The sequence below is a fragment of the Lacrimispora sphenoides JCM 1415 genome, from assembly GCF_900105615.1.
Lineage (GTDB): Bacteria > Bacillota > Clostridia > Lachnospirales > Lachnospiraceae > Lacrimispora > Lacrimispora sphenoides.
Map to the genome: position 1 here is coordinate 2,878,812 of NZ_LT630003.1, position 19,242 is coordinate 2,898,053.

At 45.0% G+C, this 19,242-nt stretch carries 17 protein-coding genes and 1 pseudogene; 3 read left to right on the forward strand and 15 right to left on the reverse strand.

Features of this window, described 5'->3' with window-relative positions:
- Positions 1 to 4: 4 nt before the first annotated feature.
- From rbfA to BMX69_RS13035, 6 genes and pseudogenes are all read right to left on the reverse strand, one after another.
- Positions 5 to 367: a 30S ribosome-binding factor RbfA gene (gene rbfA, locus BMX69_RS13010; RefSeq protein ID WP_025234370.1), complete on the reverse strand. Its 363-nt coding sequence runs from the start codon at positions 365 to 367 to the stop codon at positions 5 to 7.
- Between the two features lie 87 nt (positions 368 to 454).
- Positions 455 to 3,631, reverse strand: coding sequence for a translation initiation factor IF-2 (gene infB, locus BMX69_RS13015; protein WP_100042569.1), 3,177 nt, complete (start codon positions 3,629 to 3,631; stop codon positions 455 to 457).
- A gap of 58 nt (positions 3,632 to 3,689) precedes the next feature.
- Positions 3,690 to 4,016 (reverse strand): annotated as a pseudogene (locus tag BMX69_RS13020) (L7Ae/L30e/S12e/Gadd45 family ribosomal protein); the annotation flags it as partial.
- Complete coding sequence (gene rnpM / locus BMX69_RS13025; RefSeq protein ID WP_054790290.1) at positions 4,009 to 4,278, reverse strand: RNase P modulator RnpM; 270 nt, start codon at positions 4,276 to 4,278, stop codon at positions 4,009 to 4,011. The gene rnpM and the pseudogene BMX69_RS13020, both read right to left, overlap by 8 nt.
- Before the next feature lie 47 nt (positions 4,279 to 4,325).
- A complete protein-coding gene (nusA, locus tag BMX69_RS13030; protein WP_054790291.1) occupies positions 4,326 to 5,501 on the reverse strand; it encodes a transcription termination factor NusA in 1,176 nt (391 codons plus the stop codon).
- Between the two features lie 29 nt (positions 5,502 to 5,530).
- Positions 5,531 to 5,998, reverse strand: a complete 468-nt coding sequence (locus BMX69_RS13035) for a ribosome maturation factor RimP (RefSeq protein WP_054790292.1) — start codon at positions 5,996 to 5,998, stop codon at positions 5,531 to 5,533.
- A 323-nt stretch (positions 5,999 to 6,321) separates the two neighbouring features.
- Between BMX69_RS13035 and BMX69_RS13040 the strand changes: the two genes are divergently transcribed.
- Positions 6,322 to 7,089 carry an ABC transporter ATP-binding protein gene (locus BMX69_RS13040; RefSeq protein WP_054790293.1) on the forward strand — a complete coding sequence of 256 codons (768 nt, stop codon included), beginning with the start codon at positions 6,322 to 6,324 and terminating at the stop codon, positions 7,087 to 7,089.
- The gene (locus tag BMX69_RS13045) at positions 7,082 to 7,879 is read left to right on the forward strand and encodes an ABC transporter permease (RefSeq protein WP_054790294.1); all 798 of its coding nucleotides are present in this window, start codon (positions 7,082 to 7,084) and stop codon (positions 7,877 to 7,879) included. The genes BMX69_RS13040 and BMX69_RS13045 overlap by 8 nt, the downstream gene beginning before the upstream one ends.
- Positions 7,880 to 8,016: 137 nt before the next feature.
- On the opposite strand, the gene BMX69_RS13050 is transcribed toward BMX69_RS13045, so the two are convergent.
- From BMX69_RS13050 to BMX69_RS25240, 5 genes are all read right to left on the reverse strand, one after another.
- On the reverse strand, positions 8,017 to 8,445 hold the full coding sequence (locus BMX69_RS13050) for a DUF6508 domain-containing protein (RefSeq protein WP_054790295.1): 429 nt from the start codon (positions 8,443 to 8,445) through the stop codon (positions 8,017 to 8,019).
- 744 nt (positions 8,446 to 9,189) lie between these two features.
- Entirely contained in the window at positions 9,190 to 10,593 is a 1,404-nt protein-coding gene (locus BMX69_RS13055) for an FAD-binding oxidoreductase (RefSeq protein WP_054790296.1), read from the reverse strand.
- Positions 10,594 to 10,595: 2 nt separating this feature from the next.
- Positions 10,596 to 11,789 carry an electron transfer flavoprotein subunit alpha gene (locus tag BMX69_RS13060; RefSeq protein WP_100042570.1) on the reverse strand — a complete coding sequence of 398 codons (1,194 nt, stop codon included), beginning with the start codon at positions 11,787 to 11,789 and terminating at the stop codon, positions 10,596 to 10,598.
- An 11-nt stretch (positions 11,790 to 11,800) separates the two neighbouring features.
- Positions 11,801 to 12,589 (reverse strand): electron transfer flavoprotein subunit beta/FixA family protein, encoded by a 789-nt coding sequence (locus BMX69_RS13065; RefSeq protein WP_054790297.1) that lies wholly within the window; start codon positions 12,587 to 12,589, stop codon positions 11,801 to 11,803.
- A gap of 16 nt (positions 12,590 to 12,605) precedes the next feature.
- Positions 12,606 to 12,809 carry an L-lactate permease gene (locus tag BMX69_RS25240; protein WP_115639893.1) on the reverse strand — a complete coding sequence of 68 codons (204 nt, stop codon included), beginning with the start codon at positions 12,807 to 12,809 and terminating at the stop codon, positions 12,606 to 12,608.
- A 339-nt stretch (positions 12,810 to 13,148) separates the two neighbouring features.
- Between BMX69_RS25240 and BMX69_RS13070 the strand changes: the two genes are divergently transcribed.
- Positions 13,149 to 14,510, forward strand: a complete 1,362-nt coding sequence (locus BMX69_RS13070) for an MATE family efflux transporter (protein WP_025234379.1) — start codon at positions 13,149 to 13,151, stop codon at positions 14,508 to 14,510.
- A 305-nt stretch (positions 14,511 to 14,815) separates the two neighbouring features.
- Here BMX69_RS13070 and BMX69_RS13075 read toward each other — a convergent pair whose 3' ends face one another.
- The 4 genes from BMX69_RS13075 to BMX69_RS13090 are packed head-to-tail and all read right to left on the reverse strand — an operon-like array spanning position 14,816 to position 19,238.
- Positions 14,816 to 16,060, reverse strand: a complete 1,245-nt coding sequence (locus BMX69_RS13075; protein WP_100042571.1) for a CaiB/BaiF CoA transferase family protein — start codon at positions 16,058 to 16,060, stop codon at positions 14,816 to 14,818.
- A gap of 14 nt (positions 16,061 to 16,074) precedes the next feature.
- Complete coding sequence (locus tag BMX69_RS13080) at positions 16,075 to 17,256, reverse strand: electron transfer flavoprotein subunit alpha (RefSeq protein WP_100042572.1); 1,182 nt, start codon at positions 17,254 to 17,256, stop codon at positions 16,075 to 16,077.
- Between the two features lie 26 nt (positions 17,257 to 17,282).
- Complete coding sequence (etfB, locus tag BMX69_RS13085; protein WP_025234382.1) at positions 17,283 to 18,068, reverse strand: electron transfer flavoprotein subunit beta; 786 nt, start codon at positions 18,066 to 18,068, stop codon at positions 17,283 to 17,285.
- Between the two features lie 27 nt (positions 18,069 to 18,095).
- Entirely contained in the window at positions 18,096 to 19,238 is a 1,143-nt protein-coding gene (locus tag BMX69_RS13090; protein WP_092244529.1) for an acyl-CoA dehydrogenase family protein, read from the reverse strand.
- Positions 19,239 to 19,242 lie beyond the last annotated feature (4 nt).

Here is a 19,242-nt window from a genome sequence, read left to right on the forward strand (position 1 = left end):
CTCCCTAATCTCTGATATCTTTTGTTACCTCGTCTATTAATTTGGACATATTTACTCCATACTCAATGGACTGGTCCAAAATAAACTTGATCTCCGGCGTGTTGCGAAGGTTTACTCTCCTTGCCAATTCACGGCGGATGTAACCTTCTGCACTTTTTAATCCTTCAATGGTAGCCTTACCGGCCTCCTCGTCTCCCAGAATACTGATGAATGCCTTACAGTATTTTAAATCCGGGGTGACGGAAACGTCAACCACGGTAGTCATGGGATGGATTCTTGGATCTTTGATTTCCAGACGGATGATCTCACTTAACTCCCTCTGGACCTCCATGTTGATTCTGGTATTCTTTATACTGTTTTTACGCATGTTATTCCTTTCGCTTTTTGTCCGCAGTTTCAAAAAGACCAGCCCGCATTACGGGCTCATCTTTTCAAAATTCCAGGATGCAGGTTCCTAGCGGGGAACCTCCACCATGGCATATGCTTCAATCATATCGTCTTCCTGAATATCATTAAATTTCTCAAATACTAGGCCGCACTCATAACCGGTTGCAACTTCCTTCACATCATCCTTAAATCTCTTTAAGGAAGCCAGAGGACCATCGTAGATCTGCTCTCCGGCACGTGTGATGCGGACGCTGCAGCCTCTCTGGAACTTACCGTCCATTACATAGGAGCCTGCAATGGTACCTACTCCGGATGCCTTAAAGGTCTGGCGCACGATAGCGTGGCCGATGATCTTCTCTTCAAATACCGGATCAAGCATGCCCTTCATCGCTGCCTCTACATCCTCAATAGCCTGATAGATTACCTTGTAAAGTCTCATATCCACTTTTTCCCGGTCTGCAATGGATTTTGCAGTTACATCAGGCCTTACGTTAAAGCCGATGATGATCGCATTGGATGCGGAAGCCAGGGAAACGTCAGACTCATTAATTGCGCCTACGCCTCCGTGAATCACCTTTACCATAACCTCTTCGTTAGACAGCTTCACAAGGCTCTGCTTTACCGCTTCCACGGAACCCTGTACATCTGCTTTCACGATAAGCGGAAGCTCCTTGATGTTGCCGGCTTTGATCTGACTGAATAAATCATCCAGTGATAACTTAGCCTTTGTATCTTCCAGTAATTTATTCTTACCTTCGGAAATAAATGTCTCAGCAAAGGTTCTTGCTTCTTTTTCATTTTCGGTTCCAACCAGGACTTCGCCTGCATTTGGAACGTCATTAAGTCCTAAAATCTCAACCGGGGTGGATGGACCTGCTTCTTTTACTCTGCGGCCCTTATCATCCATCATGGCACGGACTTTTCCGTAACAGGAACCAGCGGAAACCGTATCACCTACCCGAAGGGTTCCCTTCTGTACCAGTACAGTAGCTACCGGTCCTTTACCCTTATCAAGCTCAGCCTCAATAATAAGACCTCTTGCCCGGCGGTTCGGATTTGCCTTTAATTCCTTTACTTCTGCGGTTAGAAGGATCATTTCCAGAAGTTCTTTGATACCGTCCTTTGTATGGGCAGAAACCGGAACAAATATGGTACTTCCGCCCCAGTCCTCAGGAATCAGTTCATATTCAGATAATTCCTGCTTTACCTTGTCAATATTGGCACTTGGTTTATCAATCTTATTAATGGCTACAATGATCTCCACTTCAGCTGCCTTGGCATGGTTGATTGCCTCCACAGTCTGAGGCATCACACCGTCATCAGCTGCTACTACAAGAATTGCGATATCAGTAGACTGAGCACCTCTCATACGCATAGCGGTAAAGGCCTCGTGTCCCGGAGTATCTAAAAATGTGATCTTTTCTCCGTTTACTTCAACGGTATAAGCACCAATATGCTGCGTGATCCCGCCTGCCTCTCTGGAGGTTACATGGCTTTGGCGGATCGCATCAAGAAGGGATGTTTTACCATGGTCAACATGGCCCATTACGCAGACTACCGGCGGTCTGGAAACCATATCTGCCTCATTTTCATCAGCCTCTTTCAGCAGTTCTTCAATAACATCTATTTTTATTTCTTTCTCGCAGAGAACATCATATCCCAAAGCGATCTCTTCCGCCTGGTCATAATCGATTTCCGTATTAAGAGTAACGATTTTACCCTGTAAGAACAGCTTCTTTACAATGGCAGACGGCTGAAGCTTCATCTTCTCAGCCAGTTCCTTAATCGTCATGATATCCGGGAGAGTTATGGTCTTTATCTCTTCTACCTTAGGCTCTACATGCACCGGAGGCTGAACCGGAACTTTTAACGGTTTTCCGCCTTTGCCCTGTGCTCTTTTCTTAGCCTCGTCATCTTTATCTCTCTTATCAAATCTGTCATTTTTATAAGTGTTCTTTGCAGCCCTGTTGCTGGTAGGCTTTGCCTGGATTGGAGTATCAAAGGAACCTGTCTTAGGACCAGCATCTCTGCCTGTACGTTGTCCCTGTGGTCTTCCATCACGGTTGCCCTGGTAGCCTCCCTGGCCCTGCGGTCTTCCGTCACGGTTGCCCTGGTAGCCTCCCTGGCCCTGCGGTCTTCCGTCACGGTTGCCCTGATAGCCTCCCTGGCCCTGCGGTCTTCCGTCACGGTTTCCCTGGTAGCCTCCGCCCTGTGGTCTTCCGTCGCGGTTGCCCTGGTAGCCTCCCTGGCCCTGTGGTCTTCCGTCACGGTTGCCCTGGTAACCACCGCCCTGCGGTCTTCCGTCGCGGTTGCCCTGGTAGCCTCCCTGGCCCTGTGGTCTTCCGTCACGGTTACCCTGGTAGCCTCCCTGACCCTGTGGTCTTCCGTCACGGTTGCCCTGATAGCCTCCCTGACCCTGTGGTCTTCCGTCACGGTTGCCCTGATAGCCTCCCTGACCCTGTGGTCTTCCGTCACGGTTGCCCTGATAGCCTCCCTGGCCCTGTGGTCTTCCGTCACGGTTGCCCTGGTAGCCTCCCTGGCCCTGTGGTCTTCCATCACGATTGCCCTGGTAACCTCCCTGGCCCTGTGGTCTTCCGTCACGGTTTCCCTGGTAGCCTCCCTGGCCCTGTGGTCTTCCGTCACGGTTTCCCTGGTAGCCTCCCTGGCCCTGTGGTCTTCCATCACGGTTTCCCTGATAGCCTCCCTGAGGTCTTCCGTCACGGTTTCCCTGGTAGCCTCCCTGGGGTCTTCCTTCACGGTTGTCACGGTTACCCTGATAGCCTCCCTGAGGTCTTCCTTCCCGGTTATCGCGGTTTCCCTGGTAGCCTCCCTGGGGTCTTCCACCTTCCACGTTTTCTGTATTCTGCTCTCTTGTTAATTCAGCAGCTCCTGATAAAGACTGCTCTGAAACCTGACGATTTCTTGAATCTCCGTTCTGTCGGTCCGACTGAAAAGATCTTCCTCCCTGGGAATGCTGTCCCTGAGGCTTCATCTGTGCATTCTGCGGTCTGAATACTGCCGCAATTTTTTTCTTCGGCGCATCGGAATCATCTCCATCCGGTGAATTGGATTGTACCGGAGCGGTTCCCCGGTTGTGGCCGCCTACTTCTTTTTTCACGATTGCCGCCTGCTCATCCGTAACGTTGGAAGAGCTCTTTAAATTTATATTATGTTTTTCCAAGATATCCAGTATCTCCTTACTACTGTCTTTTCCCAGTTCTTTTGCCAGATCATATACTCTCATGCTTTCCTCCATTCTGTGCGCGCTCTGCAGCACATACCGGTAGATGTGAAAGGTCCTCTTCACATTCACTACCGACCTTTGTATTCATCAGTTTCACGACTGCCTTTGCAAACCCATGATCCACGATAGCAAGGGATGCTCTCATCTCTTTCCCCATAGCGTGGCCCAGTTCATCTTTTCCCCCTAAAAAGTAGATTGGAACCTCATAGTAAGTACACATATTGGTAAACATTTTCTTAGTATTCTCCGAGGCCTCCTCAGATATGATTACTAATGATGCTTTCCCAGTTTTTACGGTCTTTTCTGTCATGAATTCTCCGCTTACAGTCTTTCCTGCTTTAGTGGCCAGACCAATCAGATTAAGGATCTTTTGTCTGTCATCCAAACTGTTCCATCTCCTTTTCCAATGCTTCGTAGACTTCTTTCGGAATCGCCATCTTGAAGGAACGCTCAAGCCCCTTGCTTTTTACTGCCTTCTTAAAACATTCCATAGAAGGGCAGAGATAAGCTCCCCGTCCGTTTTTACGTCCGGTTGTATCAAGTAGGATCTCATCCTCTGAGGTTTTCAGAACACGAATCATTTCTTTTTTATTTTTCATCTCACCACAGCCGATGCACTGTCTGAGCGGTAATTTCTTTGTACTCACGTTTCCATCACTTCCTGTTTTTTATACTGGTAATCACCAGCCAGGTCTTATTCCTGGTAGTCGTCCTGATACTCTTCCTGGTAGTACTGCGTTTCGCTGTTTCCACTGTCATGGTTTTCATTTCCAAAACTTTCAAATCCAGATCCAGCTTCCTGATAATCAAGCCCCAGCTCCTCAAACAGACCGAGTTCTCTTGCCTGCGTCTCACTCTTAATGTCAATCTTATATCCGGTAAGACGTGCTGCAAGCCTTGCGTTCTGTCCTTCCTTGCCGATGGCCAGTGATAATTGATAATCCGGAACAATAACCTGAGCTTCCTTTGATTCCTCGTCTGCAACAACACAGATAACCTTTGCCGGGCTTAATGCATTTTCAATCAAATAGGCCGGATTCTCATCCCAGTTGATGATATCGATTTTCTCTCCTCTTAACTCATTTACTATGGAGTTAACCCTTGCACCGTTTAAGCCTACGCATGCACCTACCGGATCTACATTGGCATCATTGGATTTAACAGCAATTTTTGTTCTGGAACCTGCTTCTCTTGCAATTGCCTTGATTTCCACGGTTCCGTCTTTCACCTCTGCAACCTCGGATTCAAACAGGCGTTTTACAAGGTCCGGATGAGTTCTGGATACGGAAATCCTTGGGCCTTTGGGAGTATCCTTTACTTCCAGAACGAACACTTTGATTCTCTCTGTGGCTTTAAACACTTCTCCTTTTACCATTTCTGTTTCATTCAGAATGGCATCTACTTTGCCCAGATTAATGCTTACATTCCTGCCCAGATATCTCTGCACAATTCCTGTGACAACTTCCCTCTCCTGGCAGTACCAGTCGTTAAAGAGAGATTTTCTGCCTTCCTCACGGATTTTCTGCAGGATCACGTTCTTTGCATTTTGTGTAGCGATTCTTCCAAACTTCTTTGAGTCGATCTGGCAATGGATCACATCGCCGATATCGTACTTTGGATCTGCCATCTTTGCATCTGCCAGGCTGATCTGCAACAGGGGATCTTCAACTGTTTCCACCACTTCTTTTTCTGCAAATACATTGAAATCACAGGTTTCACGATTGATGCTGACCTTGATATTATCCGCTTTTCCGAAATGGTTCTTGCACGCCGTAAGGAGAGAATTTTCGATTGCCTCTAACAGGGTATCCTTGCTGATATTATTCTCCTTCTCCAGAATATTCAGTGCTTCTAACAGTTCCTTATTCATTTTTTTATCCTCCTAATATCTCTTACTGTTTAGAAATCAAATGCCAGCCGGATCAAAGCGATTTCCGGGCGGTTCAACACAAGCTCTATTCCGTCTTCCTGGGTAATGGTCACTGTTTCCCTGTCATAGGATGTAAGCGTTCCTGTAAAATCCTTCTGTTTGTTTAAAGGCTTATATAACTTAATATCCACATCTTTTCCGATACTTCTATCAAAGTCTTTATCTTTTTTTAGCGGTCTTCCAAGCCCCGGAGAGCTTACCTCTAAAATGTAACTGTCCGCAATAAAATCCTTTTCATCCAGCCAGTCTCCCAGCCTGCGGCTTATGGTTTCGCAATCATCTACCGTAATCCCGCCTTCTTTATCTATATAAGCCCGCAGATACCAGTTTCCTGCTTCTTTTACGTACTCTACATCTACCAGTTCGAAATTATTTTCTTCCATAAGGGGCAGCAAAAAGCTTTCTGTCTTTGCCTCGTACTCTTCTCTCTTCGCCATCTTTCTCCCACCTTTCCAAACAAATTGAAAGAGTGGACTTTCGCCCACTCTTTATCCGCTAACTGTCATGTTATCGTAGACAGTATAACACCGTTTATACTCCATTGCAAGGGTTTTTTCTTATTTTTCCAGCATTTCCGCCATCTATTCCACCATTTTATTGGCTTTTCCTGTAGTGGCCAATCATCAGGCTGTGAAAAAAAGAAAAAAACAGCAATCCGGCATTTTATATCATAGGGAAGAAGGTCTGGTCCTTCACACTCCTTTTTTTTGTACATATCATAACACTATATCAGATCAAATCTGTCATATAAGGAGGACCCATGAAGCCAAAACTGGAAGTTCGCGGGATCAGTTACTCCTATCATTCCCTTGAGGGTGAGACACTGGCCCTTTCCAATATATCATTTACTGCAGATAACGGAGAATTTCTTGCAATCGTCGGCCCATCCGGCTGCGGGAAATCTACCCTTCTATCTCTTCTTAGCGGATTATTAGAACCTGACGAAGGTGAAATCTTAATTGACGGCGTCTCCCAGGCAAAATCCGGCGTCAATATCGGTTACATGCTGCAACGGGATCACCTTTTTGAATGGCGTACTATTATGGGAAATGCCGAACTGGGGCTGGAAATTCAGAAAAAGCGAAACAAAAGCTCCAAAGAAAAGCTGCATCAGATGCTCCATACTTACGGCCTTGGAAGCTTTGAGCAGGCAAAGCCGTCTGAACTGTCCGGAGGTATGCGGCAGCGTGCCGCACTGGTCCGCACCCTGGCCCTGGAACCGGACCTTCTTTTATTAGACGAACCATTTTCCGCATTGGACTATCAAACCAGGCTTTCCGTCTGTGATGACATCAGTTCCATTATAAAAAGCACTCATAAAACTGCGATTCTTATCACACATGACCTTTCCGAAGCTATCAGTGTTGCCGACAGAGTCATTGTACTGACAAGCAGGCCCGGCAAAATAAAAGCCATCGTACCGGTTTCCTTCGGAGGAGATGATATACGGCCCTTGACACGGCGGAATATGCCGGAATTTTCTGTTTACTTTAATCAGGTATGGAAGGAGCTGCAGAATCATGATTGAGACTCATCCCACCTTAGCCCAACAGGAGTTTATTGAAAAGGAAAAGCTGCACCGCCGCAACGTCAGAGTGTGGCGTACCATGCTGCTGGTACTGCTTCTTTCTCTTTGGGAGCTGTGTGCAAGACTGGGCATGATCAATGACTTCATATTCAGCTCGCCTTCCCGTGTGACCATCTGCTTTCTTACTATGGTTGTGGACAAAAGCATTTTTATGCACATCGGGGTAACCGTAATGGAAACCCTCATAAGCTTTGCCCTGGTCACCGTCTCAGGCCTGCTGATCGCTGTTCTTTTATGGTCCAGCCGCAGTGTATCGGAAGTGTTGGAGCCTTATCTTGTCATGCTTAACAGCCTTCCAAAATCCGCCCTTGCTCCCATCTTAATTGTATGGCTGGGTAATAATATTAAGACCATCATTGTTGCTTCCATTTCTGTGGCCGTTTTTGGATGCATTATGACGCTCCATACCGGTTTTTCCCAGGTAGATCCTGACATGATCAAGCTGATCTATTCCCTGGGCGGTAAGAAAAAGGATGTCCTTTTCAAGGTACTTCTTCCTGGTTCTGTGCCTCTTATCATCAGCAATACAAAGGTCAATATCGGGCTTTGTCTGGTTGGTGTAATCATTGGAGAATTTTTGGCGGCAAATAAAGGACTGGGATATTTGATCATCTATGGAAGCCAGGTATTTAAGATGGATCTGGTGGTAATGAGCATCGTGATCCTGTGTATTGTATCGGCGATATTGTATCAGGGGATTGCTTTGCTGGAAAAGAAGATTAAGTTTTAACTTTTTCACTTGATAAAAGGAACTTTCACAGTATATTAATTAACTATGCTGCAGAAGTTCCTTTTATCCATATCCTACTCTATCCCCATGATTTTTCCAACAGCCAAATGGTTGACTTTACCGATAATTATATTTGCTCAATAACACATACGGGAATCTATTTCCTTTAATCTATTCAGCCATTTTGCAATACAGCCGCTTTTAAAGAAATCCAGTAACGCTCCATCACAAAACCGTTCAGCACGGACAGCTCCTGTAATGAGAGCCATGACACACTGAGCATCTAATGACGACACCTCTGCATCTTTCATAGATATAATTCCCCACTCAAGACCATTCTTATCCAGAATTTCTCCATAATGATTTAAATCCATATCTTCATTGTCATCTATGGTTTTATATACATCTTGTATGAATGCACTGACAAAATCTGAATAATTAACAAATGACATTCGAATAGGATTTTCTACGATTCCTTTATTTTCTTTATCAATTATCCAATTACCGTACTCAGTTTTTGCAAGCTGTGATAAATATTTTGTCAATATTACAAATCTCTCTGCCATGCACTTTATCTCCCGAAAATATAACCTTATCTTATTTATAAACCTTTCTTTTAAAATAACTATTGTTTATATACTATATCAAAATGTATTATTTGTCTATTTTATATCGATATCGTAATGGTTTATTTTTGTTTAAGTTCCCCTTTATATATTGAATCATTTAACAACATAATGTATAACTAATACTGAGAGTTTTCTTCATATATATATGTTATCAATTATGTAATTTTAACTTCATAAACAAAAAGTGGATTTGTCATAGATTCATAAATTGATTCATTTAAAAGGAAACCACCATTTAAAAAGATAAATGAAAAGCGCATTGCAAAAGAACGTGCCAAAGAGGAAAAAGAACGCTTTGAACAAGAGTACACAGATACCATGAACTCGTTGAGAGAACGAATAAAAGAACTTGAAAAAGTCAATATGAATCTTAACATATTTCAATGGAGAAAAAAGGCTGACGTTGATAAAGAACTTACAGGATTGTACGAACGGATACGACAAACACGGGAAAAATACGGGAAGGACTGGTAATATAGCTGGAACGTCAACCATATCATTTCGTATCCACAGCTTTTTAATATGGATCTGGTGGTAATGAGCATCACTGTGTATTGTATCGGCGATTTTGTATCAAGGGATTGCTTTGTATGAGAAGAAGAATAAATTTTTTTAAAAAGGAGTCTTAACCTTATGGAATTATATTGAACCATAAGGCTAAAGCTCCTTTATTTCAATCCATTACATCTGGGCAATCTTGTGAGGATTTAAAATATTATTAGGGTCAAACACCTTTTTAATTCCGTTCATCAGAATTAGATTCACCTCCGGGAGAGATTCCCTAAGGTAAGGCTTCTTTGCATAGCCAATGCCATGTTCACCGGAAACCTGACCTCCCAGCTTTCTGGCCTTTTCATAAACTTTCTCCATAGCTTTGCTCATACGTTTTTCCCATTCCTCGTCGCTTAGATCATCTTTCAGCATATAGGCATGGAGGTTCCCGTCTCCCGCATGTCCGAAACACTTAATCCTTAACTCACACTCTTTTTGCAGTCCATGCAGATAAGTGACCATTTCATTGACTGAGCTTCTTGGAACGACCATATCGACCTCATCCATGTAGGTGGTTGAACCTTTGATGGCTTCCAGGAAAGCTCCCCTGGCCTTCCAGATGGAATCTTCTCTCTCCTCCGTATCAGAGATCAGAACATCTAAGGCACCCTGTTCCAGACAGAGCTTTGCAACACTGTCATATGCCTGTTCAATTTCTTCTGCCGAATTTCCGTCAAATTTCAAAAGCAGATAAGCGTCTGACTGCTTATCCGGAAATGCCTTTCCTAAATACTGCTCTGCATCAATAATAACTTCCCTCTGCATGAATTCAATGGCTGTAGGAATGGTCTTTGATTTGACAATTAAAGGAACCGTATTGATTGCATCATCCAGGGTAGGGAACGGAATCAGCAGGCTGATCACCATCTTAGGGCGGGGAATCAGCTTTAACGTGGCCTTTGTAATAAAACCAAGAGTTCCCTCAGCTCCAACCATTAAATCCTTAAGGGCATACCCGGAGCTGTTTTTTACGACCTTGCCTCCGAATTCCGTAATCTCACCATTTGGAAGGACAACTTCCAGACCTCTTACATAGTCACGTGTCACTCCATATTTCACGGCGCGCATGCCTCCTGCATTGGTGCTGATGTTACCACCAATGGTAGCAGATTTTTCGCCTGGATCCGGCGGGTAGAACAGATCATGATCTTCCACGTAAGCAGAAAGCTCCATCAGCAGAACACCTGGCTCCACCGTAATTGTCAGATTATCCTCATCCAGTTCAAGTACATGATTCATCAGCGTGGTATCTATCATGATTCCGTGTTCCATGGCTACGGATGACCCTACCAGACCGGTACCTGCACCTCTCGGGGTCACGGGGATGACATTTTCATAGGCATACTTCATGATTTCAGATATCTCTTCTGCTGATTTTGCTTTCACTACAATGTCAGGATAGCTGCTGGTACCGCTTAATTCATCATGACTGTACTCTTCATTAATAAAATCACCGATCAGAATACGCTCCTCGTCCGGAATGATACTTTTTATGTAAGCAATATCATCTTTGTCCAGTTTTTTATATTCCATGATTATACTCCTTTCTTGTCTTTAATCCTTGCAATCAGTTCAGGGAGAATTTCATAGAGATCGCCTACCAGACAATAATGAGCTGATTTGAAGATCGGCGCCTTGGGGTCTTTGTTGATTGCAAATATGGTATCTGAATGGTTCATGCCGGCCACAAACTGGATGGCACCGGAAACTCCACAGGTGATGATCAGCTTCGGCCTGACCGTACGTCCACTTAAGCCAATCTGATATTTTGCATCCATCCAGCCGGATTCTGCCATCGGTCTGGTGCATGCTACCTGGCCTCCCATAAGATCTGCCAGCTCCCGGAGCATGCTTAAATCCTCTTCTTTTTTCACTCCTCTTCCGGCAACCACAAGAACTTCAGAATTTTCAATAAAGGTCTCCTTCTCCTTTGGCAGAATATCAATGACCTCCACATGACAGACAAGCTTTCCCTTATCGATATCACAATTCACGATTTCTCCCGATGTTACTTCCGAGCGGGCAGGGGCATTCATGATTTTATACCGGACGGTAGCGATCTGTGGACGATGGTTTGGGGTCTTGATATGAGCCATAATGTTGCCGCCAAAGGCTGGCCGGATCTGGGATAAATCCGTATTTTGATTCATTTCCAAAATAGTACAGTCCGCAGTCAGACCGGTTTTCATTCTGGCAGCTACTCTAGGCGCAAGTTGACGCCCTACGGTGGTTGCTCCTACCAGAATGGAAGAGGGTCTGACTTTATTGATAAAATCTTCAAAGACAGCTGTATAGGGCTCTATTTTAAAACGGGACAGCTCCTCCTTATCATATAGGAAGACTTTATCAGCTCCATAATGAAGTATTTCTTCACTTTTTTCACGGATATCCTTTCCCATGAACAGAACATATACCTCCTGCCCGGTAACTGCCGCCATCTCCTTTGCCTTTCCAATCAGTTCATAGGTGACCGGATGAACGGCGCTGTCTACATGGTCTGCATAAACAGCAATTCCCTTCCATTTGTCTTTATTGATCCCGGTTTTTTTCACGTCCTCCACATACTCTACTGCACCCTCAGGCCCCTTTTTTACACAAAGGCGGCACATCTTGCAGGCAGCATTTACGATAACCTTTCCATCCTGCTCCTCCAGCGCTCCAAAGGGACAGATTTTTATCAATTCCTGACGATCAGAAATTCTCTCCTGATGTATGATTAACCTAGCCATTGCTTCACCTCCTAAACAAACTTCAGCTCTTCCATTTTGTCAAACAGCTTTTTCGCAAGCACATCTTCCGACTCATCCCACACTTCCTTTTTATCGTTTGTTTCCGGCGGGAAGATCTTCTGTACCTGAGTGGGCGATCCGTTAAGTCCATAATTCATTTCGTCCTTATCCTTCATATCATCAAGGGTAAGAACCTGAATTTTTCTGTCCTTGGTTTTTAATTTTTTTACATATGACGGAAGTCTTGGCTGAAAGATATCTTTATCCACTGCTAACAGACATGGAAATTTTACTTTAGCCACCTCTACCTCATCGGGAAGATCCATATCTACCGTAATTCCATCTTCTTCCAACTTCCGGATTCTCACGACATTGGATACACTTGGAAGGTTTAACCATTCCGCTATTTCCGGGCCAACCTGTGCGGTATCCCCGTCAGTGGTCTGCTTGCCGCAGAGAATTAAATCATACTCTCCCATTGACTTAATTCCCTGTGCCAGGGTATAGCTGGTCGCAAGGACATCGGCTCCTCCAAAACGTCTGTCTGACAAAAGCGTTCCATGGTCTGCCCCCATGGAAAATGCTTCTTTAATGACCTGCATGGCCTGCGGAGGCCCCATGGAAATAACGTCAACAAGGCCTCCGGTTTTCTCTTTGATCCGAAGGGCAGTTTCTATGGCATACAAGTCATAGGGATTCATCTTTGAAGCCGCTCCGTCTCTTTTTAACACGCCTGTAACAGGATCCACCTCAACTTTATTGCTGTCAGGTACCTGTTTGATACAAACAAGGATCTTCATTCTTTTTCTTCCTTTCCTAATAAACCCTACTTCCAAAATACGTGATACAGCCGGCAATTATAATGAAAGCAGCGCTGAATTTCACTGTTTGATTTAATGACTTGTTCTCACAGCCCAACGAATCGGCTGCCCCAGCGCCACTATCTATGCTCTGAGGGGATATAATTTTACCGATAATTACGCCTGAAGTACTTGATGCAGCCAGCCAGACCGGACTGATTAATCTGCCCTATATTATACCTTATTTTCCGCATTTTGTAAAAAAAGGACATTCCATTCTATGAAACAAATAATCTATTTTTACATAAAACGATATGCATGTTTTGAAATCGACCCTATCATTTATTAATTATTCATTCTTCTGGATATTTAATTCGATTTTACAATTTTATCGGAGCCACAGGTTAAAAACTCCGCAGCCTGTTGCTTCCTTAATACTACAAAATAAAAAACATAGCAAAAGTTTACTTGACTTTCTTTTTCTCCAAGTGTATATTTAAAAATTGTACGGTATTGACCGAAAACTCTACCGCAAATCTACTAATCAGGTGAATCGACCATGCAATCAAATTTTTTAAAACAAAGCAACGAGCAACGGAGGGATTTAATTCTTAACGGCTCTGTTTCCGCGACCATATTATTTCTTTCCGTCCCCACTCTCATGATGGGTCTCATCCAATCTGCCATACCGGTCATCGACGGTCTGTTTCTCAACAATCTCGTAGGAACCCAGGCAGCAAGCGCTGTTACTTACTGTACCCCCATTGTAAATATGATCTCTGCCCTGGCTCAGGGAGTGAGTGTGGCTGGAATGGCCATCATCGGGCAGTCTAATGGAAACGGCAACTTTAAACATAGCCGGAAGATTTCCACTCAAATCATTGTTTTTACCTTTTTACTGGGTTTTCTCCTGGCACCACTGCTGATTGCCCTTGCCTTTCCCATATCTGCCCATGTAAATGAAGAGATTTCCCACGATGTCTTTGTCTATCTTGCATTGAGCGCCTGTGTGACACCGTTTTCCTTCATGGAATCTATTTATAATTCCATAAAGAATGCCAATGGCAAGCCGGAGGATACCTTTGTCAGAATGGTGATCATGCTGATTTTAAAAATTATTTTCAGTGCCCTCTTTATCGTTGTTTTCCACTGGGGTCTTGTAGGTTCTGTCATGGCCTCCCTGGCATCTAACTTTTTAATTACCGGATGGATGTACTATGAATTATTTTTAAAGAAAACAGGAGAGCGCTTTGTCCTGAAAGGCTTCCGGTTTGACTGGACCATCATCAACACCCTTATGCGCATAGGCTTTCCTGCCATGCTTTCCAGCCTGATGCTAAACCTGGGATTCTTCCTCATCAACAATGAAGTGGAAAAGTACGGGGCCGTTGTTTTAAACGGGCAGGGAATTGCCAATAACATTACCTCAATATGCTTCATACTGCCTTCATCCTTCGGTTCCGCCGTCACTACCATGGTCAGCATGAACGTGGGAGCAAACCAGCCGGAAAAGGCAAAAAAGGCTTGTTTGGTGGGCTGTGTCATAAGTGCAATCACTGCTGCCCTTTTGATCGCCCTGGTCGTTCCTCTGTCTTCTAAGCTTACGGTGTTATTTACCAGGGACGCCTCTGTTCTGGCCGTGGCAAACCAGGCGCTTCATATTTATACCTATTCCGTGATTGGATTTGGCATCTGCATGGTCCAGCAGGGGGCTTTTATCGGACTGGGAAAGACCCGGATCACTCTCTTCATCAGCTTGCTGCGGGTATGGCTCCTGCGGTACATATTTATATTGGCAACGGAGCAATTTCTAAGCTTTTATTCCGTATTCTGGGGCAATCTGTTTTCCAATTACATGGCCGCCATTATTACTACCATCCTGATTTTCAGGGTTAAATGGGTTTCCGACATAAACTACTGATAAAATGGTTTATACATACCCATAGCAAAAAGCTTTTACGATATTCTCAAAGAATCTTATAAAAGCAGAAAAGGCGTACCAGCCCTTTTCTGCTTTTATTTATTCAAAGACGGATTAATTTTTCTTTAGTCTGAAGTTCTGGATTGTGAAATAAGATTCCAATATAACAATGAGCAGCGAGCAGAAAAGAAAAGTCATGCACGCCCAGCTCATGTTTACTGAAACTGACGGTATTAGCGGTACAGATGCTCTATGGCCGCTTTTTTGATAGTCTGGAAAGAGCAAATGAATATCCGAAGGCAAATCTAGTTTTTCCGTTCATCCTTCCATACATAAAGGATTCCCTTCTCCTGATACTCCTTGATTTCCTCTTTGCTGTACCCCAGATTTTCCAGGATCTCCGGCCCCTGCTCACCGATCAGAGGACCGCCCTTGTACTCTGGAACACCCATCTCCTGGAATTTGACCGGCGGTCTTACCAGTGTGCGTACATTTCCATTGTCGTACTGCATTTTATAAAAGCAATCATTGGCCCATGCCTGCTCATCTTCCAGAATTTCTTCCCAGGACTGGGCAACGCTGAAAGCTATGTCGTGTTCCTTTAAAACCGGTACCCATTCCTTGGCTGTTTTCTTTTCCATTGCTTCCATGCAGATATCATAGACCTCCGTGCCCAAGCCTTTGGTCTGAAGGTTCTGGATTGGGAAGTAATTCTCATTTTCCATCAAATCATCTCTTCCCAGAGCTTTCATGAACTGCTTATAGTAGGTGTTATAATCAGGCATACAGGTCTGAATGAATCTGTCATCCTTTGTTCTCCATGCCGCATTAAAGGGGTTGGCACTCTCCCTTATATTAATGGGGTATTCCCTCGCCGGGCCATCATAATTGGCTGCCTGGATCATCATTCCCATGTTATAGACAGCCGTCTCAAACAGACTGGTCTCTACTTTCTCTCCCTGTCCGGTTTCTTTTGCATGGTATAATGCCGCAAGGATACCTGCTGCAAGGTTCATGGCTACGTTATGATCCCCAACTCCGGGAACCACATTCATTGGAACCGTTCCTCTCTGGCGAAGGGAATGGAGATAACCGCCTCTTGCAAAGAATGCCGTGAAATCAAATCCCGGAAGGTCTTTATCCGGGCCGTATTCACCATAGCCGGTAACCATGGCATAAACCAGTTTGGGATATTTCACCTTTAATGTTTCATAATCAAGCCCCGCCCGTTCGAGAGCCTGGACTCTCCAGTTGGTGATCAGCACATCCGCATCCTCCAGAAGCTTAAAAAATGCCTCTTTGCCCTCAGGTGCCTTCATATTAAGAGAAATACAGCGCTTGTTTCCATTTTCTAAATCCCAGGTCGTATTTTCATACATATCCAAAGGCCTTCCTTCGGATGGAGCCGTATGTCTTAACGGATCTCCCTTGGCAGATTCGATCTTAATGACATCTGCTCCGCAGTCTGCAAGAAAACGTCCTGCACCTGCAGCCGCAATAAAGGTTGCCAGTTCCACTACTTTGATTCCTTCTAACAGTTTCTTTCCCATATTAATTCTCTCCTTTATTTGTCCAGTGCTTCTATAAGCGCAGGGATCACCTGATTATAATCTCCTACGATGCCGTAATCGGCCACTTCAAAGATCGGAGCTGCCGGGTTTTTATTGATTGCAATGATCTGCTCTGAGTTCTGCATACCTGCCACATGCTGAATGGCTCCGGAAATGCCGCATGCAAAATATAGTTTAGGACGTACCGTGGTTCCGGTCTGCCCCACCTGATAGGAATGGTCGATCCAGCCTGCGTCTACGGCTGCACGGCTTGCTGCAACCACACCGCCCAGCTTATCTGCCAGTTTCTTTAACAGTTCAAAGCCTTCGGCTCCGCCAAGACCCATACCGCCGGATACAATGATCTCCGCATCAGTTAAGGAAACCGCCTCTCCTGCCTCCTTTACCACTTCAAGGATGCGGGTTCTTATATCGTCTTTTTCAAAACTTACCGAAAGAGAAATGATCTCTCCCTTACGGCCTTCCTGCTTTTCGGCTTTTTCCATAACTCCCGGACGTACCGTGGACATCTGAGGCCTGTGGTTTGGACAAACGATGGTTGCCATTAAATTTCCGCCAAAAGCCGGGCGGGTCTGCTTGATCTTCTTATCCACCTCATCAATTTCCAACTTGGTGCAGTCTGCAGTCAGCCCCGTATTGCAGCGGACGGCCAGACAGGGACCTAAGTCACGGCCGATGTGGGTGGCTCCCAAAAGGACGATTTCAGGCTTATAAGATTTGATCGCGTCGTGGATCACAGCCGTGTAAGCGTCGGTGCGGTAGGATTCCAGTTCTTTATGATTCGCAAGATAAACTTTATCTGCTCCATATTCAAACAGTTCATCCGCAAGTCCTTCCACATGGTTACCGCATAATACAGAACAAAGGCTGCATCCAATCTTATCCGCCAGTTTCCGCCCTTCACCAAGAAGTTCTTTTACGACCGGCATGAGTGCCCCTTCTCTTTGTTCCGCAAATACCCATACATCCCGGTATTCCGATAAATCAACCGTATCCTTTGACTCTTCTGACTTTTCTATAGCATCAAACGGACACTTTTCTACACAAACACCGCAGCCGGTACAGGCAGTACCGATGACGGCCAGCTTATTTTCCATTGTAATTGCTTCAAACGGGCAATTCTTTACGCAGATCGTACAGCCCCTGCATTTTTCTTTTATCACATTTACAGCCATATGAACCTTCCTCCTTTTCCTGGGTCTTAAAGATAATGCTTCTCTTTCAGTTTCTCTGTCAGCAGTTCTGTCATTTCTGTCACTGTTCCGTTAAGCATCTCCCCTTTTCCCTTGGGAGCGGGAGTAAAGGAACGGAAAACCTGGGTAGGGGAAGCATTTAAACCGCAGTCTTTGGGATCCAGTACCACATCCTCATGATTCCATACGGTAACTTTTTTTGCATAAGCGTCCATGATACCGCCTATGCTCATGTAACGGGGCTCATTCAGCTCTTTTACCGCTGTGAGAAGACAGGGCATCTGGACTTCCAGAATTTCATATCCATTTTCCATCTGCCTTTGTACGATTACCTTTTCTTCGCAGAGCTTTACATCCTGAACATAGGTCACAACCGGAATGCCAAGTCTCCAGGCTACCTGGGGGCCTACCTGGGCCGTATCACCGTCAATGGCCTGGCGTCCTGCAAAGATAAGGTCATAATCTCCGATTTTTTGAATACCGGCAGCAATGGTGGTAGAAGTAGCACAGGTATCTGCCCCCCCAAACGCTCGGTCACTGAGCAGATAAGCCTCATCCGCTCCCATTGCCAGGCATTCCCTTAACATATCATCAGCCTGAGGAGGCCCCATGGTAATCACGGAAACCGTTGTTCCAGGCTTTTTGTCTTTTATTTTCAATGCCTCTTCCAGTGCATTTGCATCATCAGGGTTTAATATGCTGGGAACTCCGTCACGGATCAATGTACCCTTTACCGGATCGATCTTTACTTCATTGGTATCCGGCACCTGTTTCACACAAACCAAAATTTTCATCGTATCATTACTCCTTCCGTGTAGTCGTTATTTCTTAAGCAGTTTTCCGGAAATCACCAGCTGCTGGATTTGTGAGGTACCTTCGTAAATAGTGAACACACGGCAATCCCTGTACATGCGCTCAATCTTATAATCTTTGATAAAGCCGTAACCGCCATGGATCTGAAGGGATTTTGAAGCGATTTCATTGCAGACTTCAGAAGCATAATACTTTGCCATAGAAGCTTCCAAGGTTGCAGGCTGATGGGTATCCATTAAGTAGGCTGTCTTATAAACCAACTGCTTTGCCGCCTCCAGCTTAGTCGCCATATCTGCGATCATAAAGGCAATTGCCTGGAAATCTCCGATTCGTCTTCCAAACTGTTTCCGTTCCTTTGCATATTTAATGGCCTCGTCCAAAGCGCCCTGAGCAACTCCTATGGACTGAGCGGCCACTCCCATACGCCCGGTATCCAAAGTTTTCATGGCGTTAATAAAGCCCATGCCCTCCTCACCAAGAAGGTTCTCTGCCGGAATCCTTGCATTATCCATAATGATATCGCTGGTAGCACAGCCGATAACGCCCATTTTATGTTCCGGCTTTCCGCAGGAAATACCAGGAGTGTTTTTCATATCTACGATAAATGCGCTGATTCCTTTTGTCCCCTTTGTCATATCCGTCTTTGCATAGACTACCGCATAATCTGCCAGAGGTGCCATGGTGATAAAGGTCTTTCTTCCATTCAATATGTAGGAATCCCCATCCTTTACCGCAGTCGACTGCATGCCGCCTGCATCAGAACCTGCTCCCGGCTCTGTCAGGGCAAAACAAAGCTTTTTGCTTCCGCTTATCAATGAGGGAAGGTATTTCCGTTTTTGCTCCTCTGTGCCGGATAATAACAGGGGACCTCCGGAAAGGGAATTGGGGGAAGATACATAAATGCTTGCAACTCCGCTGACTCTTGCCATTTCCTCCATCACCAGCACGTAACAGCGGGCGTCACCGCCTGAACCTCCGTATTCCTTTGGCGTCTTAATGCCGAAAAATCCGGCCTTTCCCATCTTGTAAAGGATTTCCTCCGGAAATGTCCCGCTTTCCTCAACCTCATCGAGGATTTCATTGGTCAGTTCTTTTTCCGCAAACTCTCTTGCCAGTTTCCGGACAAGCTCATGCTGTTTTGTAAAATACATGTTG

Bases quoted from the DNA above. Each gene is read 5' to 3' on its own strand.
- rbfA (WP_025234370.1), bottom strand. From the start codon at position 367: ATGCGTAAAAACAGTATAAAGAATACCAGAATCAACATGGAGGTCCAG.
- infB (WP_100042569.1), bottom strand. From the start codon at position 3,631: ATGAGAGTATATGATCTGGCAAAAGAACTGGGAAAAGACAGTAGTAAG.
- nusA (WP_054790291.1), bottom strand. From the start codon at position 5,501: ATGAATAAGGAACTGTTAGAAGCACTGAATATTCTGGAGAAGGAGAAT.
- BMX69_RS13035 (WP_054790292.1), bottom strand. From the start codon at position 5,998: ATGGCGAAGAGAGAAGAGTACGAGGCAAAGACAGAAAGCTTTTTGCTG.
- BMX69_RS13040 (WP_054790293.1), top strand. From the start codon at position 6,322: ATGAAGCCAAAACTGGAAGTTCGCGGGATCAGTTACTCCTATCATTCC.
- BMX69_RS13045 (WP_054790294.1), top strand. From the start codon at position 7,082: ATGATTGAGACTCATCCCACCTTAGCCCAACAGGAGTTTATTGAAAAG.
- BMX69_RS13050 (WP_054790295.1), bottom strand. From the start codon at position 8,445: ATGGCAGAGAGATTTGTAATATTGACAAAATATTTATCACAGCTTGCA.
- BMX69_RS13055 (WP_054790296.1), bottom strand. From the start codon at position 10,593: ATGGAATATAAAAAACTGGACAAAGATGATATTGCTTACATAAAAAGT.
- BMX69_RS13060 (WP_100042570.1), bottom strand. From the start codon at position 11,789: ATGGCTAGGTTAATCATACATCAGGAGAGAATTTCTGATCGTCAGGAA.
- BMX69_RS13065 (WP_054790297.1), bottom strand. From the start codon at position 12,589: ATGAAGATCCTTGTTTGTATCAAACAGGTACCTGACAGCAATAAAGTT.
- BMX69_RS13070 (WP_025234379.1), top strand. From the start codon at position 13,149: ATGCAATCAAATTTTTTAAAACAAAGCAACGAGCAACGGAGGGATTTA.
- BMX69_RS13075 (WP_100042571.1), bottom strand. From the start codon at position 16,060: ATGGGAAAGAAACTGTTAGAAGGAATCAAAGTAGTGGAACTGGCAACC.
- BMX69_RS13080 (WP_100042572.1), bottom strand. From the start codon at position 17,256: ATGGCTGTAAATGTGATAAAAGAAAAATGCAGGGGCTGTACGATCTGC.
- etfB (WP_025234382.1), bottom strand. From the start codon at position 18,068: ATGAAAATTTTGGTTTGTGTGAAACAGGTGCCGGATACCAATGAAGTA.
- BMX69_RS13090 (WP_092244529.1), bottom strand. From the start codon at position 19,238: ATGTATTTTACAAAACAGCATGAGCTTGTCCGGAAACTGGCAAGAGAG.